15 protein-coding genes are annotated in these 14,503 nt (G+C 68.1%); all 15 read left to right on the top strand.

The annotated features are described in order from the left end of the window. Positions 1-250 precede the first annotated feature (250 nt). The 15 genes from ASF06_RS16850 to cmk all read left to right on the top strand — a co-directional run bounded on the left by ASF06_RS16850 (position 251) and on the right by cmk (position 14,500). A complete protein-coding gene (locus ASF06_RS16850) occupies positions 251-1,405 on the top strand; it encodes a hypothetical protein (protein ID WP_235501053.1) in 1,155 nt (384 codons plus the stop codon). Beyond that, on the top strand, positions 1,377-2,396 hold the full coding sequence (locus ASF06_RS16855) for an HAD-IIA family hydrolase (RefSeq protein WP_055949795.1): 1,020 nt from the start codon (positions 1,377-1,379) through the stop codon (positions 2,394-2,396). The genes ASF06_RS16850 and ASF06_RS16855 overlap by 29 nt, the downstream gene beginning before the upstream one ends. A 28-nt stretch (positions 2,397-2,424) precedes the next feature. Continuing rightward, positions 2,425-2,580, top strand: a complete 156-nt coding sequence (locus ASF06_RS19900; RefSeq protein WP_200920405.1) for a hypothetical protein — start codon at positions 2,425-2,427, stop codon at positions 2,578-2,580. Next, a complete protein-coding gene (locus ASF06_RS16860; RefSeq protein WP_055949798.1) occupies positions 2,573-3,376 on the top strand; it encodes a TlyA family RNA methyltransferase in 804 nt (267 codons plus the stop codon). The genes ASF06_RS19900 and ASF06_RS16860 overlap by 8 nt, the downstream gene beginning before the upstream one ends. Positions 3,377-3,378: 2 nt before the next feature. Then, positions 3,379-4,293: an NAD kinase gene (locus ASF06_RS16865; protein ID WP_055949801.1), complete on the top strand. Its 915-nt coding sequence runs from the start codon at positions 3,379-3,381 to the stop codon at positions 4,291-4,293. Next, positions 4,286-5,992 carry a DNA repair protein RecN gene (gene recN / locus ASF06_RS16870; RefSeq protein ID WP_055949804.1) on the top strand — a complete coding sequence of 569 codons (1,707 nt, stop codon included), beginning with the start codon at positions 4,286-4,288 and terminating at the stop codon, positions 5,990-5,992. The genes ASF06_RS16865 and recN overlap by 8 nt, the downstream gene beginning before the upstream one ends. 118 nt (positions 5,993-6,110) lie before the next feature. Next, positions 6,111-7,874 (top strand): CTP synthase, encoded by a 1,764-nt coding sequence (locus ASF06_RS16875; protein ID WP_055949807.1) that lies wholly within the window; start codon positions 6,111-6,113, stop codon positions 7,872-7,874. Beyond that, positions 7,867-8,529, top strand: coding sequence for an NUDIX domain-containing protein (locus tag ASF06_RS16880; RefSeq protein ID WP_369797305.1), 663 nt, complete (start codon positions 7,867-7,869; stop codon positions 8,527-8,529). Before ASF06_RS16875 ends, ASF06_RS16880 begins: the two co-directional genes overlap by 8 nt. A gap of 3 nt (positions 8,530-8,532) precedes the next feature. Continuing rightward, positions 8,533-9,459, top strand: coding sequence for a site-specific tyrosine recombinase XerD (gene xerD / locus ASF06_RS16885; protein ID WP_055949810.1), 927 nt, complete (start codon positions 8,533-8,535; stop codon positions 9,457-9,459). A gap of 71 nt (positions 9,460-9,530) precedes the next feature. After that, positions 9,531-10,436 carry a ParA family protein gene (locus tag ASF06_RS16890; protein ID WP_055928227.1) on the top strand — a complete coding sequence of 302 codons (906 nt, stop codon included), beginning with the start codon at positions 9,531-9,533 and terminating at the stop codon, positions 10,434-10,436. Beyond that, positions 10,420-11,247: a segregation and condensation protein A gene (locus ASF06_RS16895; protein WP_055949812.1), complete on the top strand. Its 828-nt coding sequence runs from the start codon at positions 10,420-10,422 to the stop codon at positions 11,245-11,247. The genes ASF06_RS16890 and ASF06_RS16895 overlap by 17 nt, the downstream gene beginning before the upstream one ends. Next, positions 11,237-11,857, top strand: a complete 621-nt coding sequence (scpB, locus tag ASF06_RS16900; RefSeq protein ID WP_055949815.1) for an SMC-Scp complex subunit ScpB — start codon at positions 11,237-11,239, stop codon at positions 11,855-11,857. Before ASF06_RS16895 ends, scpB begins: the two co-directional genes overlap by 11 nt. Continuing rightward, on the top strand, positions 11,844-12,677 hold the full coding sequence (locus tag ASF06_RS16905; protein ID WP_055949818.1) for a pseudouridine synthase: 834 nt from the start codon (positions 11,844-11,846) through the stop codon (positions 12,675-12,677). The genes scpB and ASF06_RS16905 overlap by 14 nt, the downstream gene beginning before the upstream one ends. A gap of 3 nt (positions 12,678-12,680) precedes the next feature. Beyond that, on the top strand, positions 12,681-13,763 hold the full coding sequence (locus ASF06_RS16910) for a prephenate dehydrogenase (protein WP_055949821.1): 1,083 nt from the start codon (positions 12,681-12,683) through the stop codon (positions 13,761-13,763). Then, the gene (gene cmk, locus ASF06_RS16915; protein ID WP_082501035.1) at positions 13,760-14,500 is read left to right on the top strand and encodes a (d)CMP kinase; all 741 of its coding nucleotides are present in this window, start codon (positions 13,760-13,762) and stop codon (positions 14,498-14,500) included. The genes ASF06_RS16910 and cmk overlap by 4 nt, the downstream gene beginning before the upstream one ends. Positions 14,501-14,503: the final 3 nt, after the last annotated feature.

The raw sequence follows: 14,503 nt of genomic DNA on the forward strand, positions 1-14,503 counted from the left end.
TCTGCGCCGATGGTACTGCAAGGGGGACCTTGTGGGAGAGTAGGACACCGCCGGACTCCTATTACACGAATGGCCACCCCACACGGGGTGGCCATTTCGCGTTAACGACCAACACCCCACCCGGCGCGGTTGCCCACAACCGTGTACCGTGTGCGAAGGACCCGACGACTCGCATTGCGAGCGTCTGCGCGTCATCCAACTACACAGCACGCAAAGAACACGCCGGCCCCGTCCGCGCGAGGAGATTTCCATGACCGATTCATCTGACCGTGGTCCGCAGAGACCAGGACGACGCGACGACTCTCCTCGTCGAAACAACGGTCCCCAGTCCGGCCGGCCGTCGAACTCGGACCGGCCGAAGCGGCAGGACGGTTCCGAGCGTGCTGGGCGCCCCGACCGTCCCGCGCGATCGGGAGGAGCGCCAGGCTCCGATCGTCCTGAGCGGTCGAACCGAGACGGAGACCGACCTCAGCGCGATAGGCCCGTACGCGGGGGTCGACCTGACCGTGGTTCCGATCGCAAGCTCTGGACCAGCGGAGGCAAGCCTGCCCGCAACGACCGGGACGCTCGCGCCCGCGAAGTCGAGCTGAGCGAAGAGGAGAAGCAGGCTCGAGCGCTTCGGGCCGTCCGCCCGCGTCACGACGATCCGGAGATCCCCGAGGGTGTCACGGCCCGCGACCTCGACAAAGGCGCTCGGAACGAGCTGAAGACCCTGAGCAAGGAGAACGCGGAGGGCGTGGCCCAGCACCTGGCCATGGTCGCCCGATTGATCGAGTCAGATCCGGAGCTCGCGCACCGGCACGCCATCTCTGCGGCTCGGCGAGCAGGCCGCATCGGCATCGTTCGCGAGACGCTGGCCATCACGGCCTACGCGACAGGTGACTTCGCGCTTGCCATCCGTGAGTTGCGCACCTACCGGCGCATCTCCGGTTCGAACGAGCAGCTGGCACTGATGGTGGACAGCGAGCGAGGCGTCGGTCGTCCTGACAGGGCCCTCGAAGTGGGTCGGTCGGTTCAACGCTCTGAGCTGTCGTCGGCCGCGCAGGTCGCCGTTGCGATCGCCATGAGCGGCGCACGTCTCGACCTCGGCCAGACCGAGGCGGCCCTCGACGAGCTCGACATCCCGCAGCTGAACCCCGACGTCGCATACTCGTACAGCGCCGACCTCTTCTCCGCCTATGCGGAGGTTCTCGACGACTTGGGCAGGGACGAGGAGGCCGAGTCCTGGCGTGACCGCGCCGCCCGGGCCGATGCCGCTCTCGGTGACGACGACGGCGACCTCGTCGAGGTATATGAAGAGGACATCGACGAAGAGGAGATCGTCTTCGATTCCGTCGACGACGCCATTGCAGATTCCAGCGGGGGAGAGAGCGGCGATGAGCCTGTTCGCCCGTCGGAGTCGTAGCGTGGCGACCCCTCTCGATGGAGTGGACGCGGTTCTCGCGGACCTCGACGGCGTCGTCTATCAGGGTCCGAAGGCCATTCCTTTTGCCGTCGAGTCCCTGACCAAGGTCGCCGCAGCGGGCACGAAGATCGGGTACATCACCAACAACGCCTCCCGAACCGACCGGCAGGTCGCAGATCACCTGTCGAGCTTCGGCCTCGACGTCGCGGCAAGCGACGTGGTGACCAGTCCGCAGGCGGCAGTGCGGCTCCTGGCGGACCTCGTGCAGCCGGGCTCCCTCATCCTCGTGGTCGGCGGCGACGGCCTCGTCGACGAACTGGGCAAAGCCGGGTTCCGCGTGACGCGGGAGTCCGCCGATGAGCCGGCCGCCGTCATCCAGGGTTTTTCGCCCGAGGTCGGCTGGAAGCAGCTTGCCGAAGCCAGCTTCGCGCTTCACCGTGGCATCCCGTGGGTCGCGACGAATACCGACTGGACCATTCCTGTGGCCGGGGGCATCGCGCCCGGCAACGGCACCCTCGTGTCAGCCGTTCACACGGCCGTCGGGCGCCTTCCCGTGGTCGCGGGAAAGCCCGAGGTCGCGATCTTCGAAGAGGCTCGGCGCCGTTTCGGGGCGTCGTCGCCGTTGTTCGTCGGCGACAGGCTCGACACCGACATCCTGGGTGCGAACCGGGCAGGAATGCCCGTGGCCCACGTGTTGACCGGCGTCGACACGGCCAAGCAGCTGCTGTCGGCGAAGCCCGACGAGCGTCCACAGTTCATCCTCGACGACCTGCGCGGACTGTTCGAGCCGTACCCGGCGACCACGTTCTCCAAGGACTCGTCGACCGCGACGGTGGGCGGCGCGAAGGTGCAGATGCGCGGCAACGACGTGGTGATCGTGTCGGTCGGCGACAGTCGCACAGACCTGCTGAGGGCCGCCTGCGCGGTCATCTGGACGTCGGGCCGCGCGATCTACGGACTTCAGGTGCCGGAGGAGCTCTACGAGGAGTGAGGCGCATGCCGGCGCTACTCTAGAACCTGTGACTGACACCGACCCCGAGACGTCGAACGCACTTCTCTCTCGCCTTCGCGTGATCGAGGAGCAACCTCTCGACGCCCGAGCCGAGGCCTACGTGCAGGTGCACGACGCCTTGCGCGTGCGACTCGAGGGCGGGGACGCCCTTGTCGATGACTGAGTCTCGACTCGACGCCGCTCTGGCCGCGATGGGCCTCGCCCGAAGCCGCACCCACGCCGCCCAGCTCATCTCCGACGGGCTCGTGCGCGTCGACGGGGTCGGCCAGGTGAAGCCGTCATTCCGTGTGGCCGAGGGGCAGGCGCTCACGGTCGACGGCGATGACGGGTACGTCAGCAGGGCGGCGGGCAAGCTTGTGGCGGCGCTGGATGCCTTCCCCGACGTGGCCGTGCAGGGTCGCCTCGCGCTCGACGCGGGTGCCTCGACGGGCGGGTTCACCCAGGTGCTGCTCGAACGCGGTGCGCGCCAGGTGATCGCCCTCGACGTGGGACACGGTCAGCTCGCGCGGGTGATTGCCGACGATCCGCGAGTGCGGGTGGTCGAGGGGTTCAACGTGCGATTCGCCACGCCCGAGACCCTCGGTGCGGCCGCGAGGGTCGACGAGTCGCCGTCGCTCGTCGTTGGAGACCTATCGTTCATCTCGTTGGCGACGGTTCTGCCGGCACTCCAGTCGGTGGCGACGCCGGATGCGGACTTCGTGCTGCTCGTCAAACCCCAGTTCGAGGTCGGGCGCACGGGCATCAAAGAGGGCATCGTCAAGAATGCCGGGCTTCGCGGCGAGGCCGTCGCGAGCGTTCTGTGGAGCGCCTTCGACCTGGGACTCGGCACGGCGGGCATCACGTCCTCCCCAGTCATCGGTGCGGCCGGAAACAAGGAGTACCTGATCTGGCTGAGCGCGGTTGTCGGAGGCAATCCGACAGAATGGTTGGATCGCGTGACCAGAATGACGGGAGTCTGAGAATGGTGAACCAGCGCAACATCCTCGTGGTGCTGCACACGGGCCGCCAGGATTCCGTCGATGCTGCGGTGCGGGTCTGCGCCCAATTGCGCGACGCCGGCGTGACCGCGGTGATCGCACCCCAGGAGATCGACGACGTCGGCGCCTACCCCGAGCAGCTCGCCGGCATGCCGGTTCTGGGCGTCGATGTCGACATGGCCGATCTCGAGCTCGTGATCGTGCTCGGCGGCGACGGCACGATCCTTCGCGCTGCAGAGCTGGTGCGCGGTTCGGCGGTTCCGCTGCTCGGCGTCAACCTGGGCCACGTGGGCTTCCTGGCCGAGAGCGAACGCGAAGACCTCACCGAGACGGTGCGCCGGGCCCTGGCCCGCGACTACCACGTCGAGGAGCGCATGACGCTCTCCGTGCGGGTCAAGGTCGACTCCGAGGTGGTCTACGAGACCTGGGCACTCAACGAGGCAACGGTCGAGAAGGCCAGTCGAGAACGCATGCTCGAGGTCGTCATGGAGGTCGACGGTCGGCCGATCTCCAGTTTCGGCTGCGACGGAGTGGTCATGTCGACGCCCACAGGCTCCACCGCCTATGCGTTCTCTGCCGGCGGGCCCGTCGTGTGGCCCAGCCTCGACGCCCTGTTGATGGTGCCGCTCAGCCCTCACGCACTCTTCGCCCGCCCCCTCGTCGTGAGTCCCGATTCCGCGCTGGCGGTCGAGGTCCTTCCCCGAACGCAGGGCACCGGAGTGCTCTGGTGCGACGGACGACGCACCCACGATCTCCCGCTGGGGGCACGGGTCGTCGTGCGTCGTTCGCCGACGCCCGTGAGGCTCGCGAGGCTTCACCTCGGCCCGTTCTCAGATCGACTCGTGGGCAAGTTCAACCTGCCCGTCACCGGATGGCGAGGCCCGACGACCCGTGATTAACGAAATCTCCATCCGCGACCTCGGTGTCATCGACGACGCGGTTCTTCCGCTCGGCGCCGGCTTCACGGCCGTCACGGGGGAGACCGGTGCCGGCAAGACGATGGTCGTGCAGGCGCTCGGTCTCGTGCTCGGCGCCCGGGCCGATTCGGGCACAGTGCGCAGCGGCAGCAAGCAGGCATCCGTCGAGGGGCGCTGGATCGTTCCGGCGACGGGCGAGATCGCGACGCGGGTGCAGGACGCCGGGGGAGACCTCGACCCGCAGGGTGACGACACGGCGGAGCTCATCCTGCTGCGCACCGTGTCGAGCGAGGGTCGCAGCCGCGCCGTCGTCGGCGGCCGCGGAGCGCCCGCCAGCCTGCTCGCCGAGCTCGGAGAGCACCTCATCGTGGTTCACGGGCAGTCCGACCAGATGAGGCTCACCTCGTCGACCGAGCAGCGATCGGCTCTCGACCGGTTCGCCGGAGAGGCGTTGAGTCGCATCGCGGAGCAGTACTCCGCGGTGTTCGGCCAGGCGCGCGCGGCACGGGCCGAGCTCGCCAGCCTCATCGACGAGCGTGACGAGCGTGCACGTGAGGCCGAGGGGCTGAGGGTCGCCCTCGGCGAGATCGACGAGCTCGGGCCGATCGAGGGTGAAGACCTGGAACTCGCGGAGAGGGCCGAGAAGCTCACCAACCTCGAGGATCTCCGGCTGGCCGCTGAGGAGTCGCGCGACCTGGTCTCGAGCGAGGCCCTCGACTCCCATCCCGACATCATCGGGCTGCTCGACAGTGCGCGTCGCCAGCTCGAGCGGGTCGCGCCACACGACGCCGCCCTGCAGCCCATCGTCGAGTCCCTCGCCAGTGCAGGGTTCCTCGTGGCCGAGGTGTCCACCCAGCTGTCGAGCTACATCGCCTCGCTCGACTCCGACGGGGCGGCCGAGCTCGACTCGATCCAGCAGCGGCGGGCGTCGCTGGCGGTGCTCGCCCGCAAGTACGGCCCGGAACTCGGCGACGTCATCCGCTTCGGCGAGGCCGCCGGTCCGAGGCTGCTCGAACTCGACAACGATTCCGACCGTATCGAGCAGCTCCGGGCAGAACTCGACGACCTCGACACGCGGGCGACCGCACTGGCGGCCCAGCTCACCGCCGCGCGAACCGAGGCGGCCGCCACCCTGTCTGCACGGGTGACCGACGAACTCGCCGCACTCGCCATGCCGACCGCGCGCTTCGTCATCGAGGTGACGGCCCGCGACGAGCTCACCGCCTCGGGGGCCGACTCGATCAGATTCCTGCTCCAGCCGCACGGCGGCAGCACGCCCCGGTCCCTGGCCAAAGGCGCCTCCGGGGGAGAGCTCTCGCGGGTGATGCTCGCCATCGAGGTGGTTCTCGCCGCCACAGATCCCGTGCCCACCTTCGTATTCGACGAGGTCGACGCCGGCATCGGCGGGGCGGCCGCCATCGAGATCGGGCGACGACTCGCCCTGCTGGCGAAGACGTCGCAGGTGATCGTGGTGACCCACCTCGCCCAGGTCGCCGCGTTCGCCACGAACCACCTGACCGTCGTCAAGGATTCATCGGGCGCGGTGACCGCGTCGAGCGTCACGCAGCTCGACGGCGACGCCCGGGCGGCAGAAATGGCCAGGCTTCTCTCCGGCCTGCCCGATTCGAAGAGCGGCCTCGAGCACGCCCGCGAACTGCTCGATCTTGCGGCTGCCGGGTAGTACGGCTTGTTCGGCGGGCCCGCCGAACGAGATCCACGGGGCTCACCGCCCGCAGCGACTGTTAGGATGAAACTCCGTGGCAGATGGTCAAAATCCCCAGGTCCTTTCCGGCTCGTCGATGGCATCCCAGGCGGGCGCTTCGGTGACCGGCCTCCCCTCGACTTCTAACACCCCGACGAAGCACATCTTCGTCACGGGTGGTGTGGTATCCAGTCTCGGCAAAGGCCTCACGGCCGCCAGTCTCGGCAACCTCCTCACCGCCCGGGGGCTGCATGTCGTCATGCAGAAGCTCGACCCGTATCTCAACGTCGATCCCGGAACGATGAACCCTTTCCAGCACGGCGAGGTGTTCGTGACCGACGATGGCGCCGAGACCGACCTCGACATCGGGCACTACGAGCGCTTCCTCGACATCAACCTCGACCAGGCCGCCAACGTGACGACGGGCCAGATCTATTCGACGGTCATCGCCAAGGAGCGCCGCGGCGAGTACCTCGGCGACACGGTGCAGGTCATACCGCACATCACCGACGAGATCAAGCGCCGCATGCGCCTGCAGGCTGAGCAGCCGGCCGACGGTTCGCCCCGACCCGACGTGATCATCACCGAGATCGGCGGAACGGTGGGCGACATCGAGAGTCAGCCGTTCATCGAGTCCGCCCGCCAGGTGAGGCACGAACTGGGCCGCAAGAACGTCTTCTTCGTGCACGTCTCGCTCGTTCCGTACATGGGAGCATCGGGCGAGCAGAAGACGAAGCCCACCCAGCATTCCGTCGCCGCGCTCCGGTCCATCGGCATCCAGCCCGACGCCCTGGTGCTGCGCAGCGACCGGCCCGTCTCGGAGTCGAACAAGCGCAAGATCGCCCTCATGTGCGATGTCGACGAGGCCGCGGTCGTGAACGCGGTCGACGTGCCGAGCATCTACGACATCCCGACGATGCTGCACGACCAGGGGCTCGACGCCTACATCATCGACAGCCTCGACCTCGCCCAAGGAGCCGGCGACGTCGACTGGTCGCGCTGGTCGCCGCTGCTCACGGCGGTGCACGAGCCGAAGCACGACGTGACCATCGGCCTCGTCGGAAAATACATCGATCTTCCCGACGCCTACCTGTCGGTGACCGAGGCCCTCAAGGCCGGCGGATTCGCCCACAAGACCAAGGTCGCCATCAAGTGGATCCCGTCGGACAACTGCGAGACGCCCGAGGGCGCCGCTCGCGAGCTGTCCGACGTCGACGGCATCTGCGTTCCCGGAGGCTTCGGCGTGCGCGGCATCGAGGGCAAACTCGGCGCACTGCGCTTCGCCAGGGAGAACGGCATTCCCACGCTCGGACTGTGCCTCGGTCTGCAGTGCATGGTCATCGAGTACGCCCGGCACGAGGCCGGCCTCGAGGGTGCGTCATCGAGCGAGTTCGATCCCGACACCGAGTTCCCCGTCATCGCCACCATGGCCGAGCAGGTCGACATCATCGCCGGGGGAGACCTCGGCGGAACGATGCGACTCGGCCTCTACGAGGCCAACCTGGCGCAGGGATCCATCGTCGAGGCCCTGTACGGCGCTCCCGTCGCGAGCGAGCGTCACCGTCACCGCTACGAGGTGAACAACCACTACCGCGCCCAGATCGCCGACGCCGGTCTCTGGTTCAGCGGAACGTCGCCCGACGACTCGCTCGTCGAGTACGTCGAGCTTCCCCGCGCCGTTCACCCGTTCTACGTCGCGACCCAGGCGCACCCCGAGCTGCGAAGCCGACCCAGCAGCCCGCATCCGCTCTTCCGCGGCCTCGTCGAGGCGGCCCTCGAGCGGCATGAGGCGTCGAGCCTGTTCTCGCAAGACGAAGCCGCATCGATCGGCGAGGTCGACGAGGTCTCCGATCGTGCCTGATCAGCAGCCCGAGCAGGTGCAGGGTCTGCTGGCCGACGACCGCGTCGACCTGCCGATCGTGTCGAGCGACATCGTCTTCCAGGGCAAGATCTGGGATGTTCGGCGCGAGACCTTCGACTACAACGGCCAGCAGATCACCCGCGAATTCGTCGACCACACGGGAGCGGTCTCCGTTCTCGCGGTCGACGACGAGGAGCGCGTGCTGCTGATCAAGCAGTACCGGCACCCCATCCGTGCCCGCGAGTGGGAGATCCCTGCCGGCCTGCTCGACGTCGCCGACGAGGATCCCCTCGAGGCCGCCAAGCGCGAGCTGGCCGAGGAGGTCGACCTGGCCGCCGCATCGTGGAGCGTGCTCTCCGACTACGTGACGACGCCCGGCGGAAACAACGAGGCGATCCGCGTGTACCTCGCGAGAGACCTCACAGAGACCGCTGCCTTTGCTCGTGAAGACGAGGAGGCCGACATCGAGAAGCGCTGGGTGCCGCTCGACGAGGCGCTCGATGCGGTCGTCGCGCGGCGCATCCAGAACCCGTCTCTGGTCGTGGCCGTCTACGCGGCGGCGATCTCGCGATCGCGCGGCTGGTCGACCCTGGGTGCGGCCGATGCGCCGTGGCCCCAGCGCGACGTGCTGCGCAGCTCCCGCCGGCCCTCATAGCCCATGGCGCTCGAGCCGCAGGTGCACGACTATCTGCGCCATCTCACGATCGAGCGCGGCCTGTCGACGAACACGCTCGCCGCGTACTCGCGCGACCTGAAGCGGTACACCGACTGGCTCGAGGCTCAGGGCGTGTCGGATGCGCGGGTCATCACCGCCGCGCAGATCGGCCAGTTCGCGGGATCGCTGCGCACCGTTGACACCGGTGACGACGCTCCTTCCGAGCCGCTGGCCGCGTCGAGCGTGGCTCGCATCCTGTCGTCCGTGCGGGGACTCCACCGGCACCTCGCCGACGAGGGGGCGGTCGATTCGGACCCGGCCAGAGAGGTCAAGCCGCCGAAGCTCGCCAGCAGGCTTCCCAAGGCCATCACCATCGACCAAATGAACACCCTGCTCGGCGCCGTCACGGGCGATGACGCGCTCGCCCTGCGGGATCGCGCCCTGCTCGAGATGCTGTACGCGACCGGCGCTCGGGTGTCGGAGGCCGTGGGACTCAACGTCGACGACGTCATGGACGACAACGAGATCGTGCGCCTCGTGGGCAAAGGCAGCAAGCAGAGGGTCGTTCCCGTGGGCAGCTACGCCCGTGAGGCCGTGGATGCCTACCTCGTGCGGGCGCGACCGGCACTGTCGGCTCGTGGTCGGGCCACGCCCGGACTCTTCCTCGGCCAGCGCGGCCAGCGTCTCTCGAGGCAGGGAGCCTGGCTCGTCATTCAGTCGGCGGCGCGCCGTGCCGGGCTCGAGGCGCACGTGTCGCCGCACACCTTCCGGCACTCATTCGCAACCCATTTGTTGCAGGGCGGGGCTGACGTGAGAGTCGTCCAGGACCTGCTCGGACACTCCTCAGTAGCGACCACTCAGCTGTACACGCTCGTCACCGCCGACACGCTCCGCGACATGTACGTGACGGCTCATCCTCGGGCGCGCTGAGTCGCCTACGCGGCGCGGTGCTGCGGGGCCGGTACAGTTGAGTTCGTTCCGGTGACAGGCTGCCGGGAGGAATGGGAGCAGCGTTCGTGGCGGGCACTAAGAACACCGGTCGGTCCGAGCTTCCGGGACTCGAGACACCGAAGTTCGGTCCCACCGGGCGCCCGCTTCGAGAGTTCCCCGATCCGGCACCTCTCAAGTCGCACGGCCCGGCACGCATCATCTCGCTCTGCAACCAGAAGGGTGGCGTCGGCAAGACGACGACCACCATCAATCTCGGCGCGACCCTCGCCGGCTACGGCCGCCGCGTGCTCGCGATCGACTTCGACCCGCAGGGCGCCCTCTCCGCCGGACTCAACGTGAACACGCACGACGCCCTGACGATCTACGACCTACTCCTCGGCAGCGCGAAGGACCCGTCGGCCGCCATTCAGCACACCTCGGTCGAGGGTCTCGACGTGATCCCCGCCAACATCGATCTGTCGGCCGCCGAGGTGCATCTCGTCAACGAGGTGGCCCGCGAGACGATCCTCGCTCGAGTCCTGCGCAAAGTCAGCGCCGACTACGACGTGATCCTCATCGACTGCCAGCCGTCGCTCGGACTGCTCACCATCAACGCCCTCACGGCCAGCCATGGTGTCTTCATTCCCCTCGAGTGCGAGTTCTTCGCGCTCCGCGGTGTCGCCCTCCTGGTCGAGACGATCGACAAGGTGCGCGACAGGCTCAACCCGGCCATCGAGCTCGACGGCATCCTCGCCACGATGTACGACCCGCGCACGCTCCACTCGCGCGAAGTGCTCGAGCGCGTCGTGGATGCGTTCGGCGACGCCGTGCTCGAAACGGTCATCGGCCGCACGGTCAAGTTCCCCGACGCGTCGGTCGCCGGCCGTCCCATCACCCAGTTCGCGCCGGAGCATTCGGCCGCGAAGGCCTACAAGCAGCTCGCCCGAGAACTGGTCGCGCGTGGCGCGGTCGCCTAGCCCCGACTTGCTCGCGGGCGAGAATGCGCCCGCGTTCGAACTCCGCCTCGACAACTTCGAGGGCCCGTTCGACCTGCTGCTCTCGCTCATCTCGAAGCACGAGCTCGACATCACGGACATCGCGCTCAGCAAGGTCACCGACGAGTTCATCGGCTTCCTCCGCGGCCTCGACTCCGCAGAGGAGCTCGACCGCGCATCGGAGTTCCTCGTGGTCGCCGCGACCCTTCTCGACCTGAAGATCGTGGGGCTCCTGCCCCAGGGCGAGCTCGTCGACGCCGAAGACGTGGCGCTGCTCGAGGCGCGCGACCTGCTCTTCGCCCGCCTCCTGCAGTACCGGGCGTTCAAGCAGGTCGCAGAGTGGTTCGGTGCGAGCCTCGAAGCCGAATCGACCCGGCACGTGAGGCAGGTGCGGCTCGAAGAGAAGTACCGGAGACAGACGCCCGAGCTGGTCTGGACCCTCACCCCCGACGACTTCGCCGCGCTTGCGGCCCTGGCCCTCGCTCCCCGGGAGATGCCGACCGTGGGACTGGAGCATCTGCACGCGCCGCTGGTGAGCATCCGGGAACAGGCCGCCCACGTGGTGACCCTTCTCCGTTCGAGCGCCGGCCCGATGTCGTTCCGGCAACTGATCGCAGGGATCGCCGAGAAGGGCGTCGTGGTCGCCCGGTTCCTCGCCGTGCTCGAGCTCTACCGGCGCGCGTCGATCTCGTTCGAGCAGATCGAGCCGCTCGGCGAGCTGACGCTCAGCTGGACGGCCGAGTCGTGGAGCGAGGAGAACCTCTCTAATCTGGGAGCGGACTATGACAACTGACACCTCGCTCGAAGACATCCCCTCACCCGACGATCCGGTCGCGCCGGCCCCCGTCGTGGTCGTCGACGTCGACCGCGCGCTCGAGGCGATTCTCATGGTCGCCGACGAACCGCAGAGCCTGGTCGCCCTCGCCACGGTCGTGTCACGCCCCGTCGCCGTCGTGCGGCAGGCCATCGAACGACTCGTCGACGACTTCGACGGCGTAGACGGATCGATCAGGCGCGGATTCGAACTGCGTGAGGTCGGAGGCGGCTGGCGCCTGTACGTGCGTGCAGACTACGACTACGTCGTCACCGACTTCGTGTCGACCCAGAACCCGTCGCGCCTCAGCCAGGCCGCCCTCGAGACGCTGGCCGTGATCGCCTACAAGCAGCCCATCTCGCGCGGATCCATCGCGTCGATCCGCGCGGTGAACGTGGATTCGGTCGTGCGTACCCTGCTCGGTCGCGGCCTCATCACCGAGGTGTCGACGGATGCCGAGACGCACGCCATCCTGTACGGCACGACAGACCTGGTGCTGACCCAGCTGGGCCTCAACTCCCTCGACGAACTCCCCCCGATCTCGCCGCTCCTCGCAGACGGCGCGGAAGGCTTTGATGAACGACTTTGACCACGGAACCCCCGACGAAACGGGCATTCGCCTGCAGAAGGTGATGGCCGCCGCCGGCGTGGCCTCGCGTCGCGCATCCGAGGAGCTGATCGCCGCCGGGCGCGTGCGCGTCAACGGCCAGGTGGTGCGGGAGCCCGGGCGGCGGATCGATCCGGCCGTCGACAAACTGGCCGTCGACAACGTCGCCATCCAGCTCGACCAGTCGAAGCGCTACGTGATGCTCAACAAGCCCGTGGGCATCGTGTCGAGCCTCGCCGACGAGAACGGGCGGCCCGATCTGCGCGAGTTCACCGACCAGTTCGAGGAGCGGCTCTTCAACGTCGGGCGTCTCGACGCGGAGACGTCGGGTCTACTGATCCTCACCAACGACGGCGACCTCGCGCACGTACTCGCCCACCCGTCGTTCGGCGTGATGAAGACATACATCGCCAAGGTGCGCGGCGCCATGACGCCGCAGACCGTACAGCGGCTGACGACCGGACTCGAGCTGGAGGACGGCCCGATCGCCGCCGATAAGGCTCGACTGCTCGAGACCTCGAACGGGTTCAGCCTGATCGAGATCACGCTCCACTCCGGCCGCAACCGCATCGTGAGACGCATGCTGAAAGAGGTCGGGCACCCCGTGGTCGACCTTGTGCGCCGCTCGTTCGGCCCCCTGCACCTCGGCAACCTGCGCGTCGGCGCGACCAGGGAACTCACCTCGGCCGAGCTCGGCCAGATCCTAACGCTGTCGCGCTCGAAGGATGCGGCTGAGCAAGCCGGTTCTTCCGCGGAGTCACCTGACCGCTCGTCTGGTCGCTCGTCGGAAGCGGGGGAGTAGGCCATGGTCGAATCCCGTCTCACCGGGCAGGTGCGCGTCGTCGGCGTCGGCCTGCTCGGCACCAGCATCGGCCTCGGCCTGCGCGCCCGAGGCGTCGACGTCATCCTCGCCGACGCGTCGCCCACCAACCTCAGCATCGCCATCGACTACGGCGCCGGACGAGCAGCCGAGGCCCACGATTCGCCGCAGATCGTCGTCGTCTGCGTTCCCCCGGACGTGACGGCGCAGATCGTCGCCGCAGAACTCCTCGCCTACCCCGAGGCCCTCGTGACCGATGTCGCCAGCGTGAAAGTCGCCCCCCTCGAGGAGCTGCGCGCATCCGGTGCCGACGTGACGCGCTACCTCGGATCGCACCCGCTCGCCGGGCGCGAGCGCGGCGGCCCCCTGTCTGGCAGGGCCGATCTGTTTCTCGGGCGTCCCTGGGTCGTGGCCGACCACGGGGGAGTCTCTTACCAGCGCGGCTCGCTGCTCGACGACCTCATTCTCGACCTCGGGGCCACGCTCGTGGAGATGAGCCCCGAGCAGCACGACCTGTCGGTCGCCCTCGTCTCCCACGTTCCCCAGGTGATCTCGAGCGTCATGGCCAGGCGGCTCACCGACGCGCCCGATGCCGCTGTGAACCTGTCGGGCCAGGGGCTGCGCGACGTGACCCGCATCGCGGCGAGCGATCCGGAGCTGTGGGTTCAGATCCTCGGAGCCAACGCCGGACCCGTCGCCGACGTGCTTCGAGACTTCCGCGCCGACCTCGACCGGTTCATCGACGCGCTCGAGCATCCGTCGCAGGGATCCTCGCGGCGTCGCATCAACGAGGAGCTCGCGGGCGGCAACATGGGCGTTGCCCGCATTCCGGGCAAGCACGGCCTCGACCGGCGGTACTCGTCGCTCGTGGTCATGGTCGACGACAAGCCGGGCGAACTGGCGAGACTGTTCCACGAGATCGGTGAGGCGAACGTCAACCTCGAAGACCTGCGCCTGGAACACTCGCCCGGCGCCCAGATCGGCCTGGCCGAGATCTCGGTTCTGCCCGAAGCGGTGCAGCGCCTTACCGACGAACTGTCGCAGCGCGGCTGGAGGATTGCAGGATGACCACCCCGGAACGAACGAACACGCCACGCGACACCGCATCGGACGCCAACAGCGACACGACCTTCGTCGTCGCCGTCGACGGCCCGGCGGGCAGCGGCAAGTCGAGCGTGAGCAAGGCCGCGGCGGCTGCGCTCGGCTACGCCTACCTCGACTCGGGAGCCTGCTACCGGGCGCTGGCCTGGAGCCTGCTCGACCGCGGAGTCGACCTCGAGGACCCGGCCGCCGTTGTCGAGGCTCAGAAGACGTTCGACCTGCGCATCGGAACAGAGCCCTCCGACTACTACGTGCGGGTCGGCGAGACCGACGTGACCGACGCCATCCGGGAGCCCCGCGTGACGAATGCCGTGCGGCACATCTCGAAGCTGCCCGAGGTACGAGCAGGGCTCACCGCGCTGTTCCGCCGCATCATCCGCGCCGCACCGAACCCGGGGATCGTCGTGGAAGGTCGCGACATCACGACGGTCGTCGCGTCCGATGCGCCCGTGAGAATCCTGCTAACAGCGTCGGAAGAGGCTAGAATGGCGAGGCGTTCCAAGGAACTGACCGATCAGAGTGCTGCCGTCGTGGGTGAACAGCTCCGGTCCCGAGATCAGGCCGACTCTCGAGTCGTCGATTTCATGAACGCCGCCGATGGTGTTCTCACCCTCGATTCAACCGAACTCGACTTCGACCAGACCGTTCACGCGGTGGTCGAGATCGTCCACACTCAAACAGCGAGGATCTCGCATGGCCGATAAAAA

Source organism: Agreia sp. Leaf244, from assembly GCF_001422695.1.
Taxonomy (GTDB): Bacteria; Actinomycetota; Actinomycetes; order Actinomycetales; family Microbacteriaceae; genus Agreia.

Excerpts from the sequence above, each read along its gene's own strand:
- ASF06_RS16850 (WP_235501053.1), top strand. The coding sequence starts at position 251 with ATGACCGATTCATCTGACCGTGGTCCGCAGAGACCAGGACGACGCGAC.
- ASF06_RS16855 (WP_055949795.1), top strand. The coding sequence starts at position 1,377 with ATGAGCCTGTTCGCCCGTCGGAGTCGTAGCGTGGCGACCCCTCTCGAT.
- ASF06_RS16860 (WP_055949798.1), top strand. The coding sequence starts at position 2,573 with ATGACTGAGTCTCGACTCGACGCCGCTCTGGCCGCGATGGGCCTCGCC.
- ASF06_RS16865 (WP_055949801.1), top strand. The coding sequence starts at position 3,379 with ATGGTGAACCAGCGCAACATCCTCGTGGTGCTGCACACGGGCCGCCAG.
- ASF06_RS16875 (WP_055949807.1), top strand. The coding sequence starts at position 6,111 with ATGGCATCCCAGGCGGGCGCTTCGGTGACCGGCCTCCCCTCGACTTCT.
- xerD (WP_055949810.1), top strand. The coding sequence starts at position 8,533 with ATGGCGCTCGAGCCGCAGGTGCACGACTATCTGCGCCATCTCACGATC.
- ASF06_RS16890 (WP_055928227.1), top strand. The coding sequence starts at position 9,531 with ATGGGAGCAGCGTTCGTGGCGGGCACTAAGAACACCGGTCGGTCCGAG.
- scpB (WP_055949815.1), top strand. The coding sequence starts at position 11,237 with ATGACAACTGACACCTCGCTCGAAGACATCCCCTCACCCGACGATCCG.
- ASF06_RS16905 (WP_055949818.1), top strand. The coding sequence starts at position 11,844 with ATGAACGACTTTGACCACGGAACCCCCGACGAAACGGGCATTCGCCTG.
- ASF06_RS16910 (WP_055949821.1), top strand. The coding sequence starts at position 12,681 with ATGGTCGAATCCCGTCTCACCGGGCAGGTGCGCGTCGTCGGCGTCGGC.
- cmk (WP_082501035.1), top strand. The coding sequence starts at position 13,760 with ATGACCACCCCGGAACGAACGAACACGCCACGCGACACCGCATCGGAC.